Source organism: Phenylobacterium immobile (ATCC 35973) (assembly GCF_001375595.1).
Taxonomy (GTDB): Bacteria; Pseudomonadota; Alphaproteobacteria; order Caulobacterales; family Caulobacteraceae; genus Phenylobacterium; species Phenylobacterium immobile.
This window is the reverse complement of record NZ_CVJQ01000001.1, coordinates 967325-990204: the sequence shown is the minus strand read 5'-3', so window position 1 is coordinate 990204 and position 22880 is coordinate 967325. Positions and strand designations below refer to the sequence as shown.

The following is a 22880-nucleotide window of genomic DNA, read 5'->3' as shown; positions in this document are numbered from 1 at the left end:
GATGGGCAATGGCGGGCCTGACCCCACCGCCGATCCGTGGCAACATGACCTCATGGACTTCGATCTGCTGGACGCTGTGAAGTTCGCCGACGAGCGCACGGTCCTCGGCGGCCTGTTGGCGACCCCAGCGCTCGACGCCGCCGAGCGACGCGCCGTCGCCGCCGAGGCCGAGGCCCTGGTCGTCGCCGCCCGGCGCCGCGCGCGACGCCAGGGCGTGGTCGAAAGCTTCCTGCAGGAGTTCAGTCTGTCGACGCCCGAGGGCCTGGCCCTGATGTGCCTGGCCGAAGCCCTGCTGCGCACGCCGGACGCCGAGACCCGCGACCGTTTGATCGCTGAGAAGATCGCCTCGGCGGATTGGGCCGCCCACCTCGGCCAGTCAGACTCCCTGCTGGTCAACGCTTCGACCTGGAGCCTGATGCTGACCGGCCGCTTGGTGGACCCTGACGAGACCGCCCACAAAGATGTCGCGGGCTTCATCCGCAGGCTGGCTGGACGCCTGGGCGAACCGGTGATCCGCCAGGCCGTCGGCGCGGCGGTGAAAATCATGGGCGAGCAGTTCGTGCTGGGCGCGACCATCGAAGCTGCGATTTCGCGGGCCGCCGCGGAGGGCTTCATCTGCTCCTTCGACATGCTGGGCGAAGGCGCGCGGACCGCCGCCGACGCCGATCGCTATGAGGCGGCCTATGCACGGGCCATCAGCACAATCGCGGGCCACGGCGCCGGGCGTCAGGGCCCCGAGGCAGGCCATGGGATCTCGGTGAAGCTGTCGGCCCTGTCGCCGCGCTATGAGGCGCGCCAGGAAGATCGGGTCTTCAGCAAGCTGTATCCCCGGCTGCTCGGCCTCGTGCGGATGGCCGCGGATGCCAACATCAACCTGACCCTGGACGCCGAGGAAGCCGACCGGCTGGTCATCTCCCTGAAGGTGCTCAACCGGCTGGCGGGCGAGCCGGCCCTTGGCTCTTGGCGTGGGCTGGGCCTCGCCGTCCAGGCCTATCAGACCCGAGGCTCCGCGGTGATCGGCGCGGTTCGGGAGGTCGCCGAGACGTCGGGCCGCCGGCTGATGGTGCGGTTGGTCAAGGGCGCCTACTGGGACAGCGAGATCAAGCGCGCCCAGCAAGGCGGGCTGCCGGGCTATCCGGTGTTCACCACCAAGGCGGCGACGGATGTGGCCTATCTCGCTTGCGCGCGTACACTGCTGGCCGCCACGCCGTGGCTCTATGGCCAATTCGCCACCCACAACGCCCACACCCTGGCGGCTGTCAGGCTGATGGCCCGCAAGGCCGACATCGCCATCGAACATCAGCGGCTGCACGGCATGGGCCAGCCGCTTTATGCGGCGATTGAGGGTGAGGATCAGTGGCCTTTACGGGTCTATGCGCCCGTCGGCAGTCACGAAGACCTGCTGCCTTACCTGGTGCGCCGGCTGTTGGAGAACGGCGCGAACACGTCCTTCGTCCACAGCCTGCTGGACGAAGACACCCCGCCGGCAGAGGTGGTGCGAGACCCGTTCGCCGCGGTTGAACGGGCAGGCGCCGCACCGCATCCGCGCATCCCCGCGCCTCGCCGCCTCTATGGGCTGGCGCGGCTGAACTCCGAAGGGGCGGACCTGACCATCGCGGCCGAACGCGACCGGCTGACGGACGCCGCTCGCGGCCTCTCGCGCCTTGTCGCGGCGCCGATCGTTTCAGGCCGGGAGATCCTGACAGCGCCGCCGAGGCCGGTGGTGTCCCCTGCCGCGCTCAACCGGACGATCGGCGACACTCACGACTCCACGGCCCACGATATCGACCGCGCCTTCGCTGCCAGCCGAGCGGCGCAGAGGCCGTGGGACCGGCTGGGCGGCGCTGACCGCGCGGCGATCCTGCGCGCCATGGCCGAGGCGCTGGAAGGAGAGCGCGACCACCTGATCGCTCTCTGTGTCGTCGAAGCCGGCAAGACCCTCGCCGACGCCGTCGCCGAAGTGCGCGAGGCCGCCGACTTCTGCCGCTACTACGCCCAGTTGGCGGAAACCCGGTTCGGCGCGCCGGAGATCCTCCATGGGCCGGTCGGCGAGACCAACCAACTGACCCTGCACGGCCGCGGCGCCTTCGTCTGCATCAGCCCCTGGAATTTTCCCCTGGCGATCTTCACCGGCCAGATCGCCGCGGCGCTCGCCGCCGGCAACGCTGTTTTGGCGAAGCCCGCCGAACAGACGCCGCTGATCGCATCGGCCGCGATCCGGCTGTTTCACCGCGCCGGCGTCCCCGAAGGCGTCCTGCACCTGCTGCCGGGCGATGGCTCCAAGGTGGGCGCGGCGCTGGTGAGCCATCCCGGATGTGACGGCGTCGCTTTCACTGGGGGGACCGAAACCGCGTGGGCGATCAACCGCAGCCTGGCGGGCAGGGACGGCCCCATCGTCCCCTTCATCGCCGAAACCGGTGGGTTGAACGCCATGTTCGTCGACACCACGGCGCTGCGGGAGCAGGTGATCGACGACGTGCTGGCCTCGGCCTTCGGCTCGACTGGCCAGCGCTGCTCGGCGCTGCGGATGCTCTTCCTGCCGCACGAGACCGCGGACCTGCTGATCGAGGGATTGGCCGGCGCGATGGCGCAGCTGACCTTAGGAGATCCTGCAGACCCGCGCGTCGATTTAGGCCCGGTGATCGATGAAGACGCCCAGGCGACGCTCATTGCGCACCTGAAACGCCTGGAACGTGAGGCCCGCGTCGTCGCCCGCCTGCCGGCGCCGGACGGCGGTTGGTTCTTCGGGCCCGTGCTGGCGGAGATCCCTGACGCGGGTTTCCTCACCCGCGAGGTGTTCGGCCCCGTGCTGCACGTGGTTCGCTACGATCCGGCGCGGCTGGAGGCGGCGGCGGCTCCCCTCGTCGCCGCCCGATACGGCCTCACTCTTGGCGTGCACAGTCGCATCGACGCCTTCGCCGCGGCCGTGCAGTCCGCCGTCCCCGCCGGCAACGCCTACGTCAACCGATCCATGATCGGCGCCGTTGTTGGCGTACAGCCGTTCGGCGGAGAAGGCCTGTCCGGCACCGGCCCGAAGGCTGGTGGCCCAAACGCCCTTCTCCGATACGCCGTGGAGCGCGCCGTCAGCGTCAACATCGCCGCCCAGGGCGGCGATCCAGCCTTGCTCAACCTCTAGTCCATCAATCGCTGGGCGAGATAGGTGAACTCCAGCGCCTGACGCATGGCGCGTTCGTTCAGGTTGGCCGCCGCCGCGTGACCGCCGTCGATGTTCTCATAATAGAGGAAATCGTAGCCATATTCCTTGAGGCGGGCCGCCGCCTTGCGGGCGTGGGCCGGGTGAACGCGGTCGTCCTTGGTCGAGGTCTCAATGAAGACCTGCGGGTAGGGCTGCCCAGGCTTCAGGTTCTGATAGGGCGAGTAGGTCATCAGCATCGCCCGCTCGGCCGGGACCTTGGGGTCGCCATATTCGCCGATCCAGGACGAACCTGCGCCGATGTGATCATAGGCGATCATGTCGAACAGCGGCACCTGGATCACGACGGCCTTGTAGAGCTCAGGATGTTTGGTGAGCGCCACGCCCATCAGCAGGCCGCCGTTGGAGCCGCCCATGATGCCCAGCTTCGCCGGGCTGGTGATCTTCTTGGCGATCAGGTCGCGGGAGACGGCGAAGAAGTCGTCATAGACTCGCATGCGGTCGAGCTTCAGACCCGCGTTGTGCCAGCGCGGACCAAATTCCCCGCCCCCGCGGATGTTGGCCACGACGTAGACCCCGCCCTTGTCGAGCCAGAGTTTGCCGATGGTTCCGGAATAGGCCGGGGTCATGCTGACCAGGAAGCCGCCATAGGCGTAGAGTACGGTGGGGTTGGTCCCGTCGTACTTGATGTCCTTCCGCCGGATCACGGAATAGGGCACCGGCGTGCCGTCCTTGGACGTCGCCCACATCTGCTCGGTGACATAGGGGCCGGCGTCAAAGCGGGCCGGCAACTGGCGCAATGTCGCCGTCGCGCCGCCCGAGGCGTCGGCCAGCCACTGACTATTGGGCTGCAGATAGCTGGAAATGTTGAGGATCAAGCTGTCGTCCGCGTCGGCCGCAGCGGCGATGACGATGGTCGAGTCGGTCGGCAAGGCGAGCCGGGCGCTTTTCCAGCCCGCGCCTTCGCGCGCGAAGCTGAGGATCTGGCCCTTCACATTGTCGAGGAGCGCGACGACCAGACGGTCGCGGGTGGTCGCCACCTGCTCGACGCTTTGGCTCTCAGTCGGGCGCAGGACCACGGTGGGCGCGAGGGCGGAAGGCGCGGCTTTCAGGGCGGCGATGTCAAAGTCGACGAGGTCGCCCGCCTTTAGGCCCTTTTCGCTCCAATCGTCCTCCAGCGTCGCCAGCACGCGTCCCGCCACATAGCCCTGGATCGTGGACTTCAGGGGCAGCGCCAGCCTTACCGTCTTGTCGCCGAGCAGCAGGTGATATTCGGCGTTGTAGGTATCGAGCGGGCGCTGGATGATCACCGCCTGGGCCTGACCCTCAGCGTCGCGCAGCACGATCGGCGAGACGCCATAGCCGCCATCGGTCTTGGTCCCGCGGAACACCTCCACGGCGGCTTCGCGCCGCTGGCCGCGCTTCACGATCTTGGCGATGAACGGGTAGCTGGAGGTGGTCACATCGCCCGGCGTCCAGTCGGTGACGACGATCAGGGTGTCGCGGTCGATCCAGTCGAACCTGTGCTTGCCTTCCGGCAGATTGAAACCGCCGTCAACGAACTGCCGCGTCTCGGTGTCGAACTCGCGGACGATGACCGCGTCCTTGCCGCCGTTCGACAGGCTGACGAGGCAATAGCGTTCTTCGGGCGCGAGGCACATCGCCCCTTCCCAGACCCAGTTTGCGTCCTCCGTCTTGGCCAGAGCGTCCATGTCGAGAATCGTCCGCCAATCCGGCGCGCCCGCGCGGTAGCTCTCCAGACTGGCGGTCCGCCAGATACCGCGGACATGTTCCGCGTCCTGCCAGAAATCGCGCAAGGCCGACTTGCCGGCGAAGCTGACAGCCGGGATGCGGTCCTTGGCCGTGGCGATCGCCAGGGCGTCCGCGTAAAGCCCCGCATAGCGCGGATCGCTCTGCAGCTTCGGCAAGGATCGCGCATTCTCGCCCTTGGCCCAATCCAGGGCGCGCGCGCCCTCGATTTCTTCCATCCACACATAGGGGTCGGCGGGCGCCGGGGCGATTGATTGAGCCAAGCCTGAGCCTCCCGCCAAAAGCATTGTGGCGCCGAGGACTACGCCAGCCCATGCCGCCCTCGGCCCGGTTCGATGCATCTCAACCTCTCCGTCTGCGCAACGCCCATTCAGCAGCGCCGCAGGGCGCATGGCAACCGGCGATATCGCGGCGGAACCGTGGCGACGTGGCGAAATTACGGTGAAAGACAGATGATGCGGGCATTGCCGGTCGAGCAGATGAATAGAGGCGAGCCGCCACTCCCGGTTGAATCCGCCAAGTTATAAATCCGAGCGCTGACCAGCTTCGTTTTCTTGGCGTTAACCAACTGCAGTTTGCCGCGGACTCGGTTCTGCGCGAAATTTTTTGTTAGGCTTTGCAAAGGTGTGTCGAGTTCTCGACAGTCTTAAGCCGCACCAATCGATAACTTGAAACCCAAGCGCTACGGCAACGTTTCCTCCACCGATGATAAGGCGAACACTACAGGTGCAAAACCGACTGCTTGTCGCCCTGCCGGCGGAGGATTACGGGCTGATCGCCCCCCAGCTGGCGCAGGTGGATCTTGAGCGGGGCCGCCTGCTCTATGACCCCGGCGACCCGATGGACACGGTCTACTTTCCACACGATGGCGTCGTCTCCTTGATGACGCTGATGGAGAATGGCGCGGCCATCGAGAGCGCCACCATCGGCCGTGAAGGGGCGTTGGGCCTGTCGGCCGCCATTTCGCCGCGCCAGTCGCTCAGCCGCGCGATCATTCAGACACCGGTGCGCGCCAGCCGCATCAGCGCCTCGGCCTTGCACGACGCCTGGACGCGCAGCGCCAGGATTCGCGACCTGGTCGATCGCCACGCCGAGGCTCTGTTTGGGCACGCCATTCAGTCGGTCGCCTGCAATGCGCTGCATTCGGTGGAGGCCAGGTTCTGCCGCTGGCTGCTCACCTGTCACGACCGGATCTCTTCGGACACCATTGCGCTCACCCAGGAGTTCCTGGCCGACATGCTTGGGGTTCAGCGCACCACCGTGACCGCCGTCGCCCGCGCGCTCCAGGAAAAGGGTGCGATCCGCTATCGCCGCGGCATCGTCGAGATTCTCGACCGTCAAGTGCTGCAGCAGCTGACCTGCGAGTGCTACGGCGTGGTGCACGGCACCTACGAGCGCTTGCTGCCCGTGAAAGACGGCTAGACGCAACCTGGCGCGCTGGAGCGGGCGATGGGAATCGAACCCACGACATTCAGCTTGGGAAGCTGACGTTCTACCTCTGAACTACGCCCGCATTGTCAATTATTTCAGTCACTTGGTGAGATGTGACGCCCGTATCACGTGCGGATTACATCACCGGCCAAACTGAAGTTCCGACCGCGTTCCCATAGCCGTTCTCCCCGCGCGCCTCAAGCAAGGTTGTGCGGCGACGCAACCCGCGCTCACCGGACGTTGGCGCAGAGCACGGGTGAATAGTTCGTCTCTCCAGAACAGCCTACTCAAGCCTCACGACCGCTCCATCTTCCTTCGTGAAGGTTGCTGGCTTGCGGTCGAGGAGATCGAATACTGTCTCAGAGGGCCGGCAAAGCCCGACGCCCCTCGGCGTAACGACGATGGGGCGATTGACCAGGATCGGATGGGCGAGCATGGCCTCGATCAGCCGCCTGTCGTCCACCGCATCATCGAGCAGGCCCAAATCGGCCGCTGGCGTTCCCTTCTCGCGCAACAGCTCGCGCAGAGACAAGCCAGCTCGGGCGGCGAGGTCGATAATCTGATCTTCCGTCCATCCAGCCTTGAGGTACTCGACGACATCCGGCGCATAGCCGACGCTCAGGATCATCTCGAGGACATTGCGGGAGGTTCCGCAGTCGGGGTTGTGAAAAATCACGATGGGAAATTCTGGGTCGCTCATGGCTTGTGCTCCTGCGCGAACAGCCAACCAAACGTCGCCACGGCAAGGACGCCCCCGAGGCATTCTCCAAGGATAAACCCAGGGACGGATGTCGGCGCGATGCCGGTGAAAGTGTTGGTGAAGCTTCTGGCGACCGCGACAGCAGGGTTCGCGAAGGAGGTCGAGGCTGTGAACCAGTACGCCGCGGTGATGTAGAGGCCGATCAACATCGGCGCGGCCTGGGGCCGAAACCGCAGAGCGCCCAAGATGACGGCGATCAGACCGAAGGTCGCGACAGCCTCTGCGAATGCTTGATGCGGGCCTTCGCGGACCTTCTCGGACACCTGAACCGTCGGCATTGCAAACATGACGTGGGCGGTGAAGACGCCTAAGACAGCGCCGACAAACTGGACCAGGGCGTAGCCTAGGCCCACGACCCATGGCGTCCCTCGTCTCGCCACGAACATGGCGGTGACGATGGGGTTGAAGTGTGCGCCGGAGATGGGGCCGAAGATGCTGATCAGCACAACAAGCCCGGCCCCCGTCGCAACTGTGTTGCCAAGAAGGGCGATGGCTGCGTTCCCGCCCGACAGCCGCTCGCCCATGATGCCAGACCCAACAACGACGGCGAGGAGCATGGCGGAACCAACGCCTTCGGCCACCAGCTTTCTTGCAAGGCCACTTTCTCTCCAAGGCGGTGCTTCAGCAGGATCAGCCGTCATTGGCCATCGCCGTCTTCGATCTCGCCAATCTCATCGAGTTTCGACTTTAGCGCCGCACGATCCGACCCCTCGAAGGGAGCAGCTAAGAAGGCGTCGATGCGTCGTTCAAGCCGCTTGTAGGTTTCGGCAAAAGCTGCGGCGACCTCTGTGTCAGAGCCTGTCGCCCCAGCAGGATCAGGCACGCCCCAATGGGCCGTGATCGGGGCGCCTGGCCATATCGGGCAGACTTCGCCCGCCGCGTTGTCACAAACCGTGATGATGTAATCGAGGCTGGGCGCGGTCGAGCCTGCGAACTCATCCCACGACTTTGAACGCAAGCCCTCTGTGGAATATCCGAGGCGGGCAAGTAGCGCCAACGCCTGCGGATGAACCTGACCCTTCGGAAATGAGCCCGCGGAGTAGGCGACTAAGCGACCTGCGCCCTTCTTGTTGAGTATCGCTTCCGCAAGGATGGAACGCGCGGAGTTGCCTGTGCAGAGGATGAGAATGGCGGCCAGTCTGGTGCTCATGCGACTCTCAGGGGCGGTCAGAATTGTTGGCGACTAAGCCACTCGACCAACACGGGTCAGGCGGCGAAGGTTGACGACAAACACGTCTATTCGATATTTCTGGAATAGATGCAATGTGAAAACCTTTAGTGAAGCTCCCACCTCCATGGTCGATTTCCCCGCGCTTGAATCCGAGTTCCTCGAAGCCCCAGACCCTTCCGCACTTGAGCCGAAAGGCCGCGCCCTGCACCCGCCCCGCATCCTGCTGCTCTACGGCTCGCTGCGAGAGCGGTCGTACAGCCGGCTCTTGACTGAAGAGGCGGCGAGGATTCTCGTGAGACTTGGCTGCGAAGTTCGGATTTTTGATCCCCGGGACCTGCCGCTCCCCGACGCGACGCCCCCGGATCATCCAAAAGTCCAAGAGCTGCGCGAACTCTCTGCCTGGTCTGAAGGTCAGGTGTGGTGCAGTCCGGAGCGCCATGGCGCGATCTCAGGCGTCATGAAGGCTCAGATCGATTGGATTCCTCTTGAAGTGGGCAGCGTGCGGCCCACGCAGGGACGAACCCTTGCCGTCATGCAGGTGAGTGGCGGCTCGCAATCCTTCAACGCCGTCAATACCCTGCGACTGTTAGGACGTTGGATGCGGATGATCACCATCCCCAATCAGTCTTCGGTCGCCCGGGCATATCAGGAGTTTGACCCTGACGGTCGCATGAAGCCGTCCAGCTACTATGACCGCGTGGTCGATGTGATGGAGGAGCTTGTGAAATTCACCCTGCTCACTCGGGACCGGGCCGACTACCTCGTCGACCGCTACAGCGAGCGCAAGGCCGTGGGCAAGGTCAATGAGCCAGCGGCCTTAGCCGCCGTAGCCATGAGCCACGAGCAGACCTGAAGCCACGCCAAGACCTGAGCCTTGAGTCGAAATTCCCTTTCTTCGTTTCATTATTTCTTGTATTCACGAAATAATGAAACTTTAAGAGGCAAGCGACGTGAAGGCTCATTGGGTGGGAATGGTGGCGCTGCTGGCCGCGCCGGCGTTTGGGGCAGACAAGCCAGCAGTCGTTATCTCAGGCGTCGGCGAAGGGCGTTGGGCGATGAAATGTGAGGTGCTCAACGACGGAGGGGTGAAGATGGTCCTGCTGGATCGGGCTATCCCCACCTACAACGATCCAAAACTCCGGCGCGCGAGCTGTGACTACAAGGTGAACGCCAAGACCGCGCTTACGATCGCCGTCTCAGGCGCGGAAAGCTGCCCGTTTCCCATTGTCCCGGACGGGGCGGCCTGCAGCCTGGTAGCCGCACCGGGCGCGAGAGGGACATTCAAAGTTCCCATCTCCAAAGGACGGTAGGCCAACTTCACGGGGCGGGGCATTGCTGGTTCGTTCATTTCCGATATGGAGGAACTATGGAAATGAAAGACGCGGTGACCGCTCTGTCCGCCTTAGCTCACCAGGGCCGGCTGTCAGCTTTTCGCCTATTGATCCAGGCCGGGGAAGACGGCCTTCCCGCCGGCGCGTTGGCTCGGCGACTGGACGTACCGGCCAATACGCTCTCCGCCTCGCTTTCCATTCTCGCCAATGCGGGACTGGTCGAGAGCAGGCGCAATGGCCGGTCCATCATCTACTCTGCGCGGTTCGACAAGATGACAGATCTTCTTGGATACCTCATGCAGGATTGCTGCGGGGGGGCTCCGGAAATCTGTGGGTCGCTAGCCGAAATGGTGTTGCGCAGCCAATGCGCCGCACTGGATCCGGTGTGATGCGCACAGCACATCGACCCGCGGGTGAACTTGACGTCAGCCCCTTGTAAAGGGGTTTTCCGTCACCTAAGCCTCAGTCCTCTGTCAGAAAGTCGATCACCTGGCGATTGAACGCGGCGGCGCGCTCAAAGGGCACCCATAGGCCGGTCTGACCGTAGATGTGCAGTTGAACATCGGGGATGCGGCTCAACATGAACAGTGCGTTTTCGTAAGTCTGGACGCGATTGTCGCGGCCCCAGAGGACATAGGTCGGCGCCTTGATCCGATCGAGGTCCTTCCAAACGGGTTCCTGCGCCGCGACGCTGCCCGGCCGGCCCTCAGGCGCCTGGCTCATGAACGCCGGGTCGATGCTGGCCGCGTAGCGTTCCATCACCAGGTCTTCTGTGATGAGGCTGGCGTCGTACATGATCGTCTCGAGATAGCGGCGCATCTTGGTCGGTGATGGACCATCTCCGCCGTAGTAGCCGCGGATGGTCTTCATGCCCTCAGTCGGCTGTGGGGCGAACTGCATCACCCCGCCGACGGAGCTCACCAAGACCAACTTGTCGACCCGATCAGCGTAGTCGATCGCCATCTTGATCGCCGCGCCACCGCCCGTGGCCATGCCCATGATGTGCGCCCTGTCGATGCCGAGCGCGTCCAACATGTCGATAAAGATCTTCGCGTAGAATCCGTACTGGCCGCCCTCGATCGGCGGCTTGTCGGATTTCCCGTAGCCGGGCAGGTCGACAATAATTGTCCGGAAATGCGCCGACAGGGCGTCCATGTTGCGCCCAAAATTGCCCCAGCCGAAGGCGCCAGGCGCGCCGCCGTGGATGCACACCAACGCCGGGCCGGAGCCCGCCTCGTGGTAGTGAACCTTCACATCGCCAGCCCGCACGAAGCGGCTGGTATGCTCGGCGGTCAAAGCCATTGTCTTCCTCCTCGGCGATCTCAGCGTCGCCGCTTCAGGAGTCTAAGACGCGCAGGTGAATGACGCCAGACTGAGCCTAAGGCCGCAGGACCAGCGAGCCGATGGTCGTGCGGCCGCCCATGTCGGCCAGGGCCTGGGGCGCCTCGGCAAGGGGGTAGACCTTGTCTATGCGCACGGTGATCGAGCCGTCCACCAGCCTCGCCATCAAGGCCGCGGCGGCGGCCTGGATGTCGGCGCCGGTGACCAGATAGTGTGGCAGGCTCGCGCGCTTGACCGTGAGCGAGCCCTTCTGCCCGAGCAGGGCGATGTCGAGCGGCGGCACTGGCCCCGAGGCGGAGCCGTAGCTGACCATCGTGCCGCGCAACTTCAGGCAATCGAGCGAACCCATAAACGTGTCCTTCCCGACTGAGTCGTAGACGACCTCGACGCCCTGGCCGTCGGTCAGTTCCTTGACCCGCGCGACGAAGTCGTCTTCGCGATAGTCGATAGCCGCGTCACAACCGTGAGCCAAAGCGAAGTCGAGCTTCTCAGGCGACCCGGCTGTGCCAATGACTCGAGCACCTAAAGCCTTGGCCCATTGGCAAAGAACCTGGCCGACGCCACCGGCGGCGGCGTGCACCAGCACGGTGTCACCCGGCCGGATCGCGTAGGCCTTTTCAACGAGATAGGCGGCGGTCAGCCCTTTGCCGAAGGCGGCCGCCGCGACGTCATCGGACACTTCAGGCGGGATGATCACCGCCCGGTCGGCGGCGGCGACGCGCTTTTCCGAATAGGACGGGCCGCCCAGGCCGACGATCCGGTCGCCGAGCGCGAACCGCGTTACGCCCTCACCCAGCGCCTCGACCACCCCGGCGCCTTCCATACCGATGCCGGACGGCAGGGGCGGGCCAGGATAGCGACCGACCAGCCGGGAGACTTCCGAGAAATTAACACCGATGGCGGTCTGACGGATCAGAACTTCGCCGGGCCCCGGCGTGGGGACCTCAACATCCTCAAAGCGCAGACCAGCGAGGCCTTCGAAGGCGTGCAGGCGATAGGCTTTCATGTGTTTCCTGTCCCCGGCGCAAGTCTGGTGGATGCTGCGCTCTGGGCCGACCATCACCTCGACACGCGGAGTCCTCAAGCCCTTTCGCGAGTCCCCAAGGCGCTTGCGGATATATACATCATTGAATATATATGTGTGTGTGAATGAAACGAATTTCGATGTGCTTGCCGATCCGACGCGCCGCCGCATCCTGGCCGCGCTCCGCGATGGCGAACGTCCCGTGGGCGACCTTGTGCGTGAAGCCGGCATACGGCAGTCCGGGGTGTCGAGGCACCTGGGGATCCTGGAGCAGCGCGGCTTCGTCGCCGCTCGGCCAGAGGGCCAGCGCAGGCTCTATTCGCTGCGACCGGAGCCCTTCGCCGAACTTGAGGCTTGGCTCGCCGACTACCGTCGCCTGTGGGAGGCGCGACTCGACCGGTTCGGCGCGGCGCTCGAAGCACAAACGACATCCAGTGAGAAAACCCCGAGATGAGCGACGCAACCCTGCAGGCCGCCGTGGTCGTCGAACGCACCTATCAAGCGCCCGCCGACGACCTGTGGGCGCTCTGGACCACCAAGGCGGGCTTTGAATCCTGGTGGGGGCCGGAAGGCTTCCGCGTCGAAGTCCATGTGTTGGAGGCCCGCGAAGGCGGGGCGCTCGATTATGACATGATCGCCGACGCCCCCGAGGCGATCGCCGCCATGGAGTCCATGAACCAACCCCTCAGCCACGGGACCCACGGGGTCTACACCGTGTTCGAACCCACCGCGCGGCTGAGCCTCATGCACATCATCGACTTCATCCCCGGCGTGGCGCCCTACGATTCCATCATCGATGTCGCCTTCATCCCGGCTGGCGACGAGACGCACATGGTTGTCACCTTGCATCCGCACCTCGACCCGCACTGGACCAAGATGTCCATCGAAGGCTTCAACAGCCAACTGGCCAAACTCGACCGGCGGCTCGGCTGGGCGGCGGCCCGTCGGCCCTCCTAACCCTCCCAGGGTCGGAAGTGTTTGGAGAGCTTCAGGCCTTGGCGCTGGTAGTGGGAGCCCTGGTCGCCGTAGAGACGCCGCGGCCGCTCGGTGAGGGGTTCGTAGACAAGTCGCGCCACCGTCTGACCGTCCTCAAGGATGAAGGGCGTCTCATGACTGCGGACTTCCAGCACGCCGCGCGAGCCCTTGCCCGCCGCCTCGTCGGTCCCGAAGCCCGGATCGAAGAAGCCGGCGTAGTGGACGCGGAACTCACCGACAGACGGGTCGATGGGGGTCATCTCGGCGGCCTGCATGACCGGGATCTCAACCGGCTCCTTTGAGGCCAGGATGTAGAACTCCCCGGGGTCGAGCAGTAGCTGGCCGCGCTGGGCGTAGAGCGGCTCCCAATAGTCGCGCGGGTCGTGGCCATCGACCTTGTCGAGGTCGATGACGCCCGAATGACGGCGCGCACGGAAACCGACGATACCAACGCCCAAGTCGACGCCGACGTTGCGAGTGTCGAGGTGCTCGGGCCGGCCGGCCTTGAGGCGCAGCTGGTTGAGGCGCGTGCCGTTGCGCACCAGGATCGAGAACGTCTGTGGCGCGATCTCAATATAGGCCGGGCCCACATAGCCATCGGCCACATCGTCGAAGGCGCCGCCGTCGCTCAGGAGGCGCACGAAGACGTCGACGCGGCCGGTCGAGCTCTTCGGATTGGCGCGGGCCGATATGCCGGCCGGCAGGGCCAGCCTTTCCTGGAGTTCCGCGATGTAAACGCAGCCGCGCTCCAGCACAGCGCCCCGGGTCAGGTCGAGTTCATGCATGGCGACTTCGGGCAGACGATCCATCACCTTGCGCCCTGCGCCCGGCAGGAACGAGGCCCGAACCCGCCAGACGCGCGCGCCGAGCCTTAAGTCCAGGCTCGCCGGCTGGACCTGGTCGGCCTCGAAGGGCGTGTCGGCCGCCACCGCGCCCTGCGCGATCAGGGCTTCGATCGATTGGGAGGGCAAGATGCCCGGAGCGTTGATGAGCGTGTTGATGCCAGTCATGGGGGGCGCACACTTGCGGCGCGACGCAGGCTTTGCAAGCGAAGCTTGACGGAGGCGCCGCTCAGGCGTTCAAGCGCCCCCTCTACCGAAGGAGCCCTGCGATGTCCGAAGACCCTCGCGACTGGGAAGTCGAAACCCGGCTGGTGCGCGGCGGGCTGGCCCGTTCGCCCTATGGCGAGATTTCCGAAGCCCTCTTCCTAACTCAAAGCTTCGCCTACGACAGCGCCGAAGCCGCCGATGCGCGCTTCGCCGGTGACGCGCCGGGATTCATCTATCAACGCTTCGGCAATCCAACGACGCAGATGTTCGAGGACCGCCTGGCCTTGCTGGAGGGCGCGGAGTCCTGCCGGGCCACGGCTTCGGGCATGGCCGCCATCACGCTCGCCCTGACCGGCCTGGTGCGTGCTGGCGATCATGTCGTCGCTGGCCGCGCCCTGTTCGGGTCCTGCCGCTGGATCTGTTCGGAGTATCTGCCGCGCTTCGGCGTCGAGGTGACGTTTGTCGACGCCACTGACCTGACCGATTGGGCCAACGCCGTGCGGCCCAACACCAAGGCCTTCCTGGTGGAAAGCCCGGCCAACCCGCTACTGGAAGTCACCGACATCGCCGCCGTCGCCGAGATCGCGCACGCGGCCGGCGCCAAGCTGGTTGTCGACAACGTCTTTGCGACCCCGATCTTCCAGAAACCGCTGCAACTCGGCGCCGACATTGTCGTCTATTCGGCGACAAAGCACATCGATGGCCAAGGTCGCGTCCTGGGCGGCGCGGTGCTGGGCAATGAGCCGCTGATGAGCGAGGCCTACAAGGACATCGTCCGCCACACCGGCCCGGCGCTTTCGCCGTTCAACGCCTGGGTGATGCTGAAGGGCCTGGAGACGCTGGACCTCCGCGTCCGCCGCCAGTCGGAAAACGCGGCCAAGGTCGCCGACGCCATGGCGGCCCACGCCAAGGCCAAGGCCGTCGCCTACTGCGGCCGGGCCGACCACCCGCAGGCCGAGGTCATCGCCCGCCAGATGAGCGGCGGCGGCAATGTCGTGGCGCTGGACCTGGGCAGCCAGGAGGCTGCCTGGCGGTTCCTGAACGCTTTGGAGATCGTCGACATTTCCAACAACCTGGGCGACGCCAAGTCGATGGCGACGCACCCATCGACGACGACCCACCGCTCGACGCCGGAAGATGAGCGCCTGGCGATCGGACTGACCCCCGGCTGGATTCGCATGAGCGTGGGCCTCGAAGGCCCCGGCGATCTGGTGCGCGACGTGACGCGGGCGCTGGACGCGGCCTAGGGGCTCCCGCTCCGCGCGGAAGGCGGTTGTTAGTGCAGGGTCGAGCCGTCCGCCTTCGGCTCCGTCGGCGGCTCCAGCGCGGCGGACTCCAGCACCTCGAACGGGTCAACGGAATAGACCTTGCCGCAGTACTCGCAGGTCACATGGATCTTGCCGTCGGCCTCGACCATGTCGGCCTGTTCCTCAGGGCTGAAGGAGCGCAGCAAGGCGTCGATGCGGCCGGCGCTGCAGCGGCACATGGCGCGCATGGGCGAAGCGCCGAAGACGCGCACGCCATCCTCGTGAAACAGCCGGAACAAGAGCTGATTTCCGGGCAGGTCGACGTCGACCAGTTCGTCTTCGCCCAGAGTTTCGAATAGCGCCTGAGTGCGGATCCAGGCCTCGGCCGTGGGGGCGCGGGCCTCGTCCTCAGCGATGTTCTGGATCAGCACGCCGCCGGCGCGCCAGCCGGTCTCGGTATGGCCGACGGCCAGACGTACGCGGGTGGGAGTCTGCTCCGACTGAGCGAAATACTGCTCGGCGCACAGGGCCAGGGTCTCGCCTTCGATCGCCGTGACACCCTGGTAGCGATCCATGTCGGCGCCCTGGTCGACGGTCATGATGAACACGCCCTGGCCTAGCAGCGACTTGGCGCCTGGCTGGGCGAAGCCTGCGGCGAGCTTGCCCAAGGCTTCGGCGTCAAAGCGGCAATAGCCGCGCATTCCGCCGTTGGTGTCGTAGTCCGCCACGACATAGCGCACCGCGCCATCGCCTTGCGCCTGGACAATCAGCCGACCGTCGAACTTCAGGTTCGAACCGACAAGCGCGGCCAGCGCGCAGGCCTCGCCCAGCAGGTTGGCGACGGGCTCGGGGTAGTCATGCCCGGTCAGGATCTGGTCGATGGCCGGGCCGAGCCTGGCCAGGCGGCCGCGGACAGACTCGCCTTCGATCTGGAAGGCGATCACTTCATCGTCGGAAAACGGGGCGGGGGGCGTTCGAGACATCGGCGCCATATAGGGAGCGATCCCGCGGTTTGGTAGCCTCAGATCTTGCCGAAGCACCAGGCCAGGACCGACTTCTGGGCGTGCAGGCGGTTTTCCGCCTCGTCCCAGATCAGGCTCTGCGGCCCATCGATCACCGCGTCCGTCACCTCTTCGCCCCGGTGCGCGGGCAGGCAGTGCAGAAACACTGCGTCCTTGTTCGCCACGCCCATCAGAGCTTCATCGACCTGATAGGGCTCCAGCGCGTCCAGTCGTTCGTCATGGTCGACGTCGCCCATGGAGACCCAGGTGTCGGTGATGACGCAATCGGCGCCGTCGACAGCCTCGCGCGGGTCCTGGGTCGTGTAGATCCGGCCCTGCTGCTCGGCGGCGCGGGCCAGGTCCACCAGGTCCGGGTGATAGATCGCCGGTGACGCGACCTTCAGAGTGAAGCCCAGCTTGGGCGCGGCGTGGATGAAGCTCGCGCAGACATTGTTGCCGTCGCCGACCCAGGCGATCGTCTTACCTGCGATCGGCCCGCGATGCTCTTCGATGGTCAACAGGTCCGCCATGATCTGGCAGGGGTGGCTGCGATCGGTCAGGCCGTTGACCACCGGGATCGAGGCGGAGAGCGCCAGCCGCTCGACATCCTCGTGGTCGTTGGCGCGGATCATGATGGCGTCGACCATGCGCGAGAGCACGCGCGCGGTGTCCTCGATCGGCTCACCGCGGCCCAGCTGCATGTCGGCGCTGTTCGAGATGATCGCCGAGCCGCCCAGCTGACGCATGGCCGCGTCGAAGGAGAAGCGCGTGCGTGTCGAGTTCTTCTCGAAGATCATCGCCAGGACACGACCGTCCGCCGGGCGGTCAGGATCGACCATGCCCTTCGGCCAGCCGCGGCGGGCGGCCTTGCGAGCGTGGGCGTCGTCAAGAATGGCGCGGAGGTCGGCGGCCTCCAGCTTCCAGATGTCGAGGAAGTGCCGGACGGCGGCCGCGCTCTGAACGGTCATGCCTCAGCCTTCAGCTTGGCCTGCGACTTGGCCCGCGCGGCCTCGCAGGCGCCCTCCAGCTTCTCAATCGCCTGGCGGGCCTCATCGAGGCTGAGCGTGAGCGGCGGCAGGAGTCGGACACAGTTGTCGCTGCCGCCAGCGATCAGCAGGCGCTGGTCGCGGGCGTGCTGCATGAACTCGCGGTTGGGGGTCAGAAGCTGGATGCCGATGAGCAGGCCCTTGCCCCGGATGTCGGTGACGACGTCGGGGAAGCGGGCCTTCAAGCCGGCGATCTGCTGAGTCAGGTAGCGCGAAACCTCCTGCACATGCTCCATCAGCTCGGGCTTCGTCAGCTCCTCCATGGCCGCGCCGGCGACGGCCATGGCCAGTGGATTGCCGCCGTAGGTCGAGCCGTGCGAGCCGACGCTCATCCCGCGGCCTGCCTCGGCGGTGGCCAGGCAGGCGCCGACCGGGAAACCGCCGCCCAGAGCCTTGGCGATGGTCATGATGTCGGGCGCGGCGTCCTGCGCCCACTCGTAGGCGAAGAGCTTGCCGGTCCGGCCCAGGCCGCACTGGATTTCGTCATAGATCAGGAGCGTCCCGGTTTCGTCGCACAGCTGGCGCAACGCCTGGAGGTGCGCCTCGGTCGCCGACCGCGCGCCGCCCTCGCCCTGCACAGGCTCGACGATGATCGCCGCCGTGGTCGGCCCCATAAGGGCCTTGATCGCGTCGAGGTCGCCGAAGGGCGCCTGCAGGAAGCCCGGCAGCTTGGGCCCGAAGCCTTCCAGGTAGGACGGATTGCCCGACGCGTTCACCGCCGCGATCGTGCGGCCATGGAACGAGCCATCGAAGCCGATGATGTCGATCCGTTCCGGCTGACCCTTGGCCCAGTGGTACTTGCGCGCTGTCTTGATGGCGCACTCGATCGCCTCCGTGCCGGAGTTGGTGAAGAACACCATGTCGGCGAAGGTTTTGTCAGTGAGCTTTTGCGCGAGCGCCTGTTGGCCCGGGATCGTGAAGATATTGGAGACGTGCCAGAGCTTGTCAGCTTGATCCTTCAGCGCCTGGACCAGCTTGGGGTTGTTGTGGCCGAGCGCGTTCACCGCGATGCCCGCCAGGCAGTCCAGGTACTCGACTCCGTCGGTCGTGAAGAGCTTGGAGCCCTCGCCTCGCTCGAACGCCAGGGGCGTGCGCGAATAGACGCCCATGATGTGGTCGGCGGGAACAGGCGCGGGGGCTTGGCTCATGGAATGGGCCCTTCAAACGGAAGCGTCCCCGCCGCGGGGCGACGGGGACAACAAGGCGTCGGGTTTTTCCGCCGCAAGGGCGGCTCTGTCAATTCCGAAGCGGGACGCGACCGTCAGGTCTTGATCTTGTAGCCTACGGCGAAGAGGCGGTGGCACCAGATGGTCAGGCCCACGCTCAGCGCCAGGGTCATCAGCACCCCCACCGTCAGCGAGCCTTCCGCGTGGCCCAGCATGCCGTAGCGGAAGCCGTCGATCAGGTAGAACATCGGGTTGTAATGACTGAATGTGCGGAAGGGCTCCGGCAGCCGCTCCACCAGATAGAAGGTGCCCGACAGGAAGGTCATGGGCATCACGATAAAGTTGGTGACCACTGACATGTGGTCGAATTTCTCCGCCCACAGACCGGCGAAGATGCCAATCATCGCCATGATCACCGAGGCGGCGGCCCCGAAGTAGAGTAGCGCCCACAGGTGCGCCACGCCGACATGGGCGAAGGGCGCGACCACCGCCCATGTGATCAGACCCACCACGACGCCCCGGGTCGCAGCGCCCATGCCGAAGCCGAAAACGTGCTCGCCGGGCGTGAGCGGCGGCGTCAGGAAATCGCCCATCAGGCCGCTGAACTTCGCCTGCATGAGGCTCGATGAGGAGTTGGCGAAGGCGTTGTTGAGCACCTGCATCATGATCAGGCCAGGCGCGACGAAGGCCCCATACTCCACGCCATGAATCGGCCGAGCGCCCTGAGCGGCGACGACGAAAACCATCATGTAGAGCAGAGCCGTGACCACCGGGGCGGCCAGCGTCTGGGCGCCGACTTTCCAGAAACGGCGGATCTCACGCATGTAGAGGGTGGTCATGCCGCGCCAGTTGACGCCGGTGTAGACCTTCGCCGGCGGCGGCGTCGCTGCGCGACCGACCAATGCGGCTGATGCTGAATCGTCCATCCCGAGCCCTCCTGCCCAGCGCCCATGTGCGCGCGCCAGGCTGACGGCGCAAGTGCGGTCGCGGCTGATCAACCGGCACTCAACATCTAGTTCCTGTGGACGAAGGAGAGGGCGCCTATTGTGGCTCTTAAGGAGTTGGTTACGATTAGTGGTGGTTGGTGAAGCGGCGAGGATCGCGGCGCCACAAGATGTTGATCCGGCCGAGCGCCGGACGCTGGAGGAGGCTGACATGGGCTGGACCGACGAACGTGTCGAGATGCTGAAGAAGCTTTGGCAGGACGGGCTGTCCGCCAGCCAAATCGCCAAACAATTAGGCGGGGTGACCCGCAACGCCGTGATCGGCAAGGTTCACAGGCTGGGTCTGTCGGGGCGCGCCGCGCCGTCGAAGCCGGCCCGCCCGGTGTTCAAGGCGCCCCGACCCGCCCGCGCCGCGCCGCAACCCGTGGCCGCCGCCCCACGCCGCGCGCCGGAGCCCGCGGTGATCGCCCAGCCCATGCAGGTCGCTCGCTATGTGGAAGAAGCGCCAGGATCAGCCACGGTGCTGACGCTCGGCGCCCACATGTGCAAATGGCCAATCGGCGATCCGGCCCAGGACAGCTTCACATTCTGCGGCCGCCGGACCGGCGAGATCGGCCCCTACTGCCACGAGCATAGCGAAGTCGCCTACCAGCCTGCCGCGGCGAAGAAGCGGGCGGGTCCCAAGGAACTCGCCCGCTCGCTGCGCCGCTACATCTGAACCGAATCCGTTGGGGATGGGGGCGCGCCGGGTTGCTTCGGCGGACGGCGCGCCCTTTCCGCTCCTGGCGCGAACCCCTAGGTTGGTCGCATGAGCGAAGCCGCGGCGGCAGACCAAGCGTCAAACACCCAACCCTATTCGGTCAGCGAACTCGCTTTCGCCCTTAAGCGCACGCTCGAAGACGCCTATGGGTTCGTCCGACTACGCGGAGAGCTCTCCAAGGTCACGCACCACGCCAACGGCCACGTCTATCTGACGCTCAAGGATGAGCGCGCCGCCATCGACGGCGTCGTCTGGAAGGGCCAGGCCGGCCGTCTCGCCATCCGCCCCCAGCAGGGCATGGAGGTGGTGGTCACCGGTAAGATCACATCCTACCCGCAGGGCTCGCGCTATCAGATCGTAATTGAGACCATGGAGGCCGCGGGCGTGGGCGCGCTGCTGGCCCAACTCGAACGTCTCAAGGCCAAGCTGGCCGCGGAAGGACTGTTCGAGTCCGCCCGCAAGCGGCCATTGCCGGCGATGCCCTCGGTTATCGGCGTCATCACCAGCCCGACTGGCGCGGTGATCCGCGACATTCTCCACCGCATCCGCGACCGCTGGCCCTGCCGCGTGGTGGTGTGGCCGGTCGTCGTCCAGGGCGACGCCGCCGCGACCCAGGTCGGCGCGGCGATCAATGGCTTCAACGCCCTGCCGGCGGGCGGCGCCCTGCCCCGCCCCGATATCCTGATCGTCGCCCGCGGCGGCGGCTCGGTGGAGGACCTCTGGCCTTTCAACGACGAGGCCCTGGCGCGCACCGCGGCGGCCTCCGCCATCCCATTAATCAGCGCTGTCGGGCACGAGACCGACACCACCCTGATTGATTTCGTCTCGGACCGCCGCGCGCCAACGCCGACAGCGGCGGCGGAGATGGCCACGCCGGTGCTCGCCGAGCTCAAGGCCGCAGTGGCCGACTTCGCCAGCCGGATGCATCGCTGCGGCGGCCGTGTGGTGGAGGATCGGCGCAGCCGGATCGGCGCAGCCGAGCGCGCGCTCCGCCGCGTGGAGGATATTGTGGAGCTGGCGGCCCAGCGGTTCGGGCTGGTGTCAGGCCGGTTGACGGCCGGGCTGGCGCGCAACGCAGCGCTGCATGAGCGCGATCTGGTTCGCATCTCATCACGTCTAGGGCCGGGCCTGCTCAGTCGACCGCAAGCGGTGCAGAGCGAACGGCTGTCGCGCCTGGTCGAGCGGCTGCAGCCGGCGGCTGAACGCAGGTTGGAGCGGCTGTCGGAACGCCTGGAGTCCCTTGGCAAGCTGCACGCCTCGGCCGATCCAGATCGGCCCTTGGCTCGCGGCTTCGCCCGCGTCAGCCGGGCGGACGGCGCCCTGGTGCGCTCCGGGGCCAGCCTTGTTTCCGGTGAGGCGGTGACCCTGACCTTCGCCGACCGCGTCGACCGCCACGCGGTCATTGATGGCGCCGCGTCCGACGCGTCGGCCAGCCCGCCGCGCGTCGTCGGAAAGCCTAAGCCGAAAAATCCGGCGCAGCGCGATCTGTTCTGACGCCGCGGGAGGGCCTAAATAGCGTTCATGAACGCCCACGACCGCAACCTCTCCAGCTCTGACCTGGCCGTCCTGCACTATGGCGACGGCGAGTTCGCCATTCTGCGCCCGGGTCGCCACGTCCTGTGCGCCGTCAGCGGCAAGCAGATTCCACTGGACGCCCTGCGATACTGGAGCGCCGCCGAACAGGAAGCCTACGCCGGCCCGGCCGAGGCGCTGAAGCGCTGGCAGGAACTCAACGGCTGAGGCCTAGCCGACCGCCACGTCCAGAGCGCGCGGCAGCTTGAAGCTCACCGTCTCTCGGGCGACCTCGACGTGCTCGACGGTCACATCATAGCGCTCGGCGAGACGGGCGATCAGACCGTCCACCAGAATCTCAGGCGCTGACGCCCCGGCGGTGACGCCAACCACGCGCGCGCCCTCCAGCCAGGCGAAATCCAGGGCGTCGGCGCTGTCGATCAGGTGCGAAGCCCGCACGCCGGCGCGGCGCGCGACCTCGGCCAGGCGAACGGAATTCGATGAATTGGCCGACCCCAGCACAAGCAGCACCTCAGCCCGAGCGGCCACCGCTTTCACCCCATCCTGGCGGTTGGTGGTGGCGTAGCAGATATCTTCCTTGAAGGGCGCGGCGATCCCCGGGAAGCGCGCCCGCAGCGTCTCGATGATCTCCGCAGTGTCGTCCACCGACAGGGTCGTCTGGGTGACGTAGGCGACGTTGTCACCATCCTTGGGCGCGTAGGCGCGCGCGTCCGCAACGGTCTCGATCAGGTGGATGGCGCCGTCCGGCAACTGGCCCAGCGTGCCCACCACCTCCGGATGGCCGGCGTGGCCGATCAGGACGATCTCGCGGCCCTCCTCGAAGTGCCGCTGCGCCTCCACATGGACCTTGGACACCAGCGGGCAGGTCGCGTCGAGGAACAGCATCTTGCGTTCACGCGCCTCCGCCGGGACCGCCTTCGGCACGCCGTGGGCGGAGAACACCACCGGGCGATCCGGCGGGCATTCGTCCAGCTCCTCGACGAACACCGCGCCCAAAGCGCGCAGGCGGCCGACAACGTGGCGGTTGTGAACGATCTCGTGGCGCACATAGACCGGCGCGCCGTAGGTCTCAAGCGCACGCTCGACGATCTGGATGGCCCGGTCGACGCCAGCGCAGAAGCCACGCGGCGAGGCCAGAAGCACGGTCAGCGCGGGCTTGATCATCGCCCAAGGATAG

23 protein-coding genes and 1 tRNA gene are annotated in these 22880 nt (G+C 66.0%); 11 read left to right on the top strand and 13 right to left on the bottom strand.

Annotated elements, in window-relative coordinates; all coding sequences use genetic code 11:
- The first annotated feature begins 52 nt into the window (after positions 1 to 52).
- Entirely contained in the window at positions 53 to 3136 is a 3084-nt protein-coding gene (gene putA, locus BN1313_RS05035) for a bifunctional proline dehydrogenase/L-glutamate gamma-semialdehyde dehydrogenase PutA (RefSeq protein WP_091737305.1), read from the top strand.
- On the opposite strand, the gene BN1313_RS05030 is transcribed toward putA, so the two are convergent.
- Positions 3133 to 5211 (bottom strand): prolyl oligopeptidase family serine peptidase, encoded by a 2079-nt coding sequence (locus BN1313_RS05030; protein WP_091737302.1) that lies wholly within the window; start codon positions 5209 to 5211, stop codon positions 3133 to 3135. The genes putA and BN1313_RS05030 overlap by 4 nt on opposite strands.
- 439 nt (positions 5212 to 5650) lie before the next feature.
- On the opposite strand from BN1313_RS05030, the gene BN1313_RS05025 reads away from it, so the two are divergent.
- Complete coding sequence (locus tag BN1313_RS05025) at positions 5651 to 6346, top strand: Crp/Fnr family transcriptional regulator (RefSeq protein ID WP_245620099.1); 696 nt, start codon at positions 5651 to 5653, stop codon at positions 6344 to 6346.
- A 16-nt stretch (positions 6347 to 6362) separates the two neighbouring features.
- On the opposite strand, the gene BN1313_RS05020 is transcribed toward BN1313_RS05025, so the two are convergent.
- The 4 genes from BN1313_RS05020 to BN1313_RS05005 form a co-directional block, all read right to left on the bottom strand.
- Positions 6363 to 6437: transfer RNA gene (locus tag BN1313_RS05020), tRNA-Gly, on the bottom strand.
- Between the two features lie 201 nt (positions 6438 to 6638).
- Positions 6639 to 7055 (bottom strand): arsenate reductase (glutaredoxin), encoded by a 417-nt coding sequence (gene arsC, locus BN1313_RS05015; RefSeq protein ID WP_091737296.1) that lies wholly within the window; start codon positions 7053 to 7055, stop codon positions 6639 to 6641.
- Entirely contained in the window at positions 7052 to 7756 is a 705-nt protein-coding gene (locus BN1313_RS05010) for an aquaporin (protein WP_091737293.1), read from the bottom strand. The genes arsC and BN1313_RS05010 overlap by 4 nt, the downstream gene beginning before the upstream one ends.
- Positions 7753 to 8265, bottom strand: coding sequence for an arsenate reductase ArsC (locus tag BN1313_RS05005; RefSeq protein WP_091737290.1), 513 nt, complete (start codon positions 8263 to 8265; stop codon positions 7753 to 7755). Before BN1313_RS05005 ends, BN1313_RS05010 begins: the two co-directional genes overlap by 4 nt.
- 145 nt (positions 8266 to 8410) lie before the next feature.
- On the opposite strand from BN1313_RS05005, the gene arsH reads away from it, so the two are divergent.
- From arsH to BN1313_RS04990, 3 genes are all read left to right on the top strand, one after another.
- On the top strand, positions 8411 to 9139 hold the full coding sequence (gene arsH, locus BN1313_RS05000; protein WP_091737287.1) for an arsenical resistance protein ArsH: 729 nt from the start codon (positions 8411 to 8413) through the stop codon (positions 9137 to 9139).
- Between the two features lie 121 nt (positions 9140 to 9260).
- Positions 9261 to 9596, top strand: coding sequence for a hypothetical protein (locus BN1313_RS04995; RefSeq protein ID WP_176695892.1), 336 nt, complete (start codon positions 9261 to 9263; stop codon positions 9594 to 9596).
- Between the two features lie 56 nt (positions 9597 to 9652).
- A complete protein-coding gene (locus tag BN1313_RS04990; protein ID WP_091737282.1) occupies positions 9653 to 10006 on the top strand; it encodes an ArsR/SmtB family transcription factor in 354 nt (117 codons plus the stop codon).
- A 73-nt stretch (positions 10007 to 10079) separates the two neighbouring features.
- Here the strand turns inward: BN1313_RS04990 and BN1313_RS04985 are convergent, their stop codons facing one another.
- Positions 10080 to 10919 (bottom strand): alpha/beta fold hydrolase, encoded by an 840-nt coding sequence (locus BN1313_RS04985; RefSeq protein ID WP_091737279.1) that lies wholly within the window; start codon positions 10917 to 10919, stop codon positions 10080 to 10082.
- A 76-nt stretch (positions 10920 to 10995) separates the two neighbouring features.
- Entirely contained in the window at positions 10996 to 11964 is a 969-nt protein-coding gene (locus BN1313_RS04980) for a quinone oxidoreductase family protein (protein WP_091737277.1), read from the bottom strand.
- A 139-nt stretch (positions 11965 to 12103) separates the two neighbouring features.
- Between BN1313_RS04980 and BN1313_RS04975 the strand changes: the two genes are divergently transcribed.
- The gene (locus BN1313_RS04975) at positions 12104 to 12436 is read left to right on the top strand and encodes an ArsR/SmtB family transcription factor (RefSeq protein WP_245620097.1); all 333 of its coding nucleotides are present in this window, start codon (positions 12104 to 12106) and stop codon (positions 12434 to 12436) included.
- On the top strand, positions 12433 to 12939 hold the full coding sequence (locus BN1313_RS04970; RefSeq protein ID WP_091737274.1) for an SRPBCC family protein: 507 nt from the start codon (positions 12433 to 12435) through the stop codon (positions 12937 to 12939). Before BN1313_RS04975 ends, BN1313_RS04970 begins: the two co-directional genes overlap by 4 nt.
- Here BN1313_RS04970 and BN1313_RS04965 read toward each other — a convergent pair.
- Positions 12936 to 13967, bottom strand: a complete 1032-nt coding sequence (locus BN1313_RS04965; RefSeq protein ID WP_091737271.1) for a 2'-deoxycytidine 5'-triphosphate deaminase — start codon at positions 13965 to 13967, stop codon at positions 12936 to 12938. The genes BN1313_RS04970 and BN1313_RS04965 overlap by 4 nt on opposite strands.
- 101 nt (positions 13968 to 14068) lie before the next feature.
- Here BN1313_RS04965 and metZ point away from each other — a divergent pair, with 101 nt between their 5' ends.
- Entirely contained in the window at positions 14069 to 15253 is a 1185-nt protein-coding gene (gene metZ, locus BN1313_RS04960) for an O-succinylhomoserine sulfhydrylase (protein ID WP_091737268.1), read from the top strand.
- A 29-nt stretch (positions 15254 to 15282) separates the two neighbouring features.
- Here the strand turns inward: metZ and BN1313_RS04955 are convergent, their stop codons facing one another.
- From BN1313_RS04955 to BN1313_RS04940, 4 genes are all read right to left on the bottom strand, one after another.
- Positions 15283 to 16236, bottom strand: a complete 954-nt coding sequence (locus BN1313_RS04955; RefSeq protein ID WP_091742360.1) for an Hsp33 family molecular chaperone — start codon at positions 16234 to 16236, stop codon at positions 15283 to 15285.
- Between the two features lie 38 nt (positions 16237 to 16274).
- Positions 16275 to 17222, bottom strand: a complete 948-nt coding sequence (gene argF / locus BN1313_RS04950; RefSeq protein WP_091737265.1) for an ornithine carbamoyltransferase — start codon at positions 17220 to 17222, stop codon at positions 16275 to 16277.
- A complete protein-coding gene (locus BN1313_RS04945; RefSeq protein ID WP_245620096.1) occupies positions 17219 to 18448 on the bottom strand; it encodes an aspartate aminotransferase family protein in 1230 nt (409 codons plus the stop codon). The genes argF and BN1313_RS04945 overlap by 4 nt, the downstream gene beginning before the upstream one ends.
- Before the next feature lie 113 nt (positions 18449 to 18561).
- Positions 18562 to 19392: an ABC transporter permease gene (locus tag BN1313_RS04940; protein ID WP_091737262.1), complete on the bottom strand. Its 831-nt coding sequence runs from the start codon at positions 19390 to 19392 to the stop codon at positions 18562 to 18564.
- 229 nt (positions 19393 to 19621) lie between these two features.
- On the opposite strand from BN1313_RS04940, the gene gcrA reads away from it, so the two are divergent.
- From gcrA to BN1313_RS04925, 3 genes are all read left to right on the top strand, one after another.
- A complete protein-coding gene (gcrA, locus tag BN1313_RS04935) occupies positions 19622 to 20128 on the top strand; it encodes a cell cycle sigma 70 cofactor GcrA (protein ID WP_091742354.1) in 507 nt (168 codons plus the stop codon).
- Positions 20129 to 20218: 90 nt separating this feature from the next.
- Positions 20219 to 21664, top strand: a complete 1446-nt coding sequence (xseA, locus tag BN1313_RS04930) for an exodeoxyribonuclease VII large subunit (RefSeq protein ID WP_091737260.1) — start codon at positions 20219 to 20221, stop codon at positions 21662 to 21664.
- 27 nt (positions 21665 to 21691) lie between these two features.
- Positions 21692 to 21910, top strand: coding sequence for a DUF2093 domain-containing protein (locus BN1313_RS04925; RefSeq protein ID WP_091737254.1), 219 nt, complete (start codon positions 21692 to 21694; stop codon positions 21908 to 21910).
- 3 nt (positions 21911 to 21913) lie between these two features.
- Here BN1313_RS04925 and ispH read toward each other — a convergent pair whose 3' ends face one another.
- Complete coding sequence (gene ispH / locus BN1313_RS04920) at positions 21914 to 22867, bottom strand: 4-hydroxy-3-methylbut-2-enyl diphosphate reductase (RefSeq protein WP_091737251.1); 954 nt, start codon at positions 22865 to 22867, stop codon at positions 21914 to 21916.
- Between the last annotated feature and the right edge of the window lie 13 nt (positions 22868 to 22880).

Coding starts and splice junctions, on each gene's coding strand:
- putA (WP_091737305.1), top strand. CDS start 53: ATGGACTTCGATCTGCTGGACGCTGTGAAGTTCGCCGACGAGCGCACG.
- BN1313_RS05030 (WP_091737302.1), bottom strand. CDS start 5,211: ATGCTTTTGGCGGGAGGCTCAGGCTTGGCTCAATCAATCGCCCCGGCG.
- arsC (WP_091737296.1), bottom strand. CDS start 7,055: ATGAGCGACCCAGAATTTCCCATCGTGATTTTTCACAACCCCGACTGC.
- BN1313_RS05010 (WP_091737293.1), bottom strand. CDS start 7,756: ATGACGGCTGATCCTGCTGAAGCACCGCCTTGGAGAGAAAGTGGCCTT.
- BN1313_RS05005 (WP_091737290.1), bottom strand. CDS start 8,265: ATGAGCACCAGACTGGCCGCCATTCTCATCCTCTGCACAGGCAACTCC.
- arsH (WP_091737287.1), top strand. CDS start 8,411: ATGGTCGATTTCCCCGCGCTTGAATCCGAGTTCCTCGAAGCCCCAGAC.
- BN1313_RS04990 (WP_091737282.1), top strand. CDS start 9,653: ATGGAAATGAAAGACGCGGTGACCGCTCTGTCCGCCTTAGCTCACCAG.
- BN1313_RS04985 (WP_091737279.1), bottom strand. CDS start 10,919: ATGGCTTTGACCGCCGAGCATACCAGCCGCTTCGTGCGGGCTGGCGAT.
- BN1313_RS04980 (WP_091737277.1), bottom strand. CDS start 11,964: ATGAAAGCCTATCGCCTGCACGCCTTCGAAGGCCTCGCTGGTCTGCGC.
- BN1313_RS04970 (WP_091737274.1), top strand. CDS start 12,433: ATGAGCGACGCAACCCTGCAGGCCGCCGTGGTCGTCGAACGCACCTAT.
- BN1313_RS04965 (WP_091737271.1), bottom strand. CDS start 13,967: ATGACTGGCATCAACACGCTCATCAACGCTCCGGGCATCTTGCCCTCC.
- metZ (WP_091737268.1), top strand. CDS start 14,069: ATGTCCGAAGACCCTCGCGACTGGGAAGTCGAAACCCGGCTGGTGCGC.
- BN1313_RS04955 (WP_091742360.1), bottom strand. CDS start 16,236: ATGTCTCGAACGCCCCCCGCCCCGTTTTCCGACGATGAAGTGATCGCC.
- argF (WP_091737265.1), bottom strand. CDS start 17,222: ATGACCGTTCAGAGCGCGGCCGCCGTCCGGCACTTCCTCGACATCTGG.
- BN1313_RS04945 (WP_245620096.1), bottom strand. CDS start 18,448: ATGAGCCAAGCCCCCGCGCCTGTTCCCGCCGACCACATCATGGGCGTC.
- BN1313_RS04940 (WP_091737262.1), bottom strand. CDS start 19,392: ATGGACGATTCAGCATCAGCCGCATTGGTCGGTCGCGCAGCGACGCCG.
- gcrA (WP_091742354.1), top strand. CDS start 19,622: ATGGGCTGGACCGACGAACGTGTCGAGATGCTGAAGAAGCTTTGGCAG.
- xseA (WP_091737260.1), top strand. CDS start 20,219: ATGAGCGAAGCCGCGGCGGCAGACCAAGCGTCAAACACCCAACCCTAT.
- BN1313_RS04925 (WP_091737254.1), top strand. CDS start 21,692: ATGAACGCCCACGACCGCAACCTCTCCAGCTCTGACCTGGCCGTCCTG.
- ispH (WP_091737251.1), bottom strand. CDS start 22,867: ATGATCAAGCCCGCGCTGACCGTGCTTCTGGCCTCGCCGCGTGGCTTC.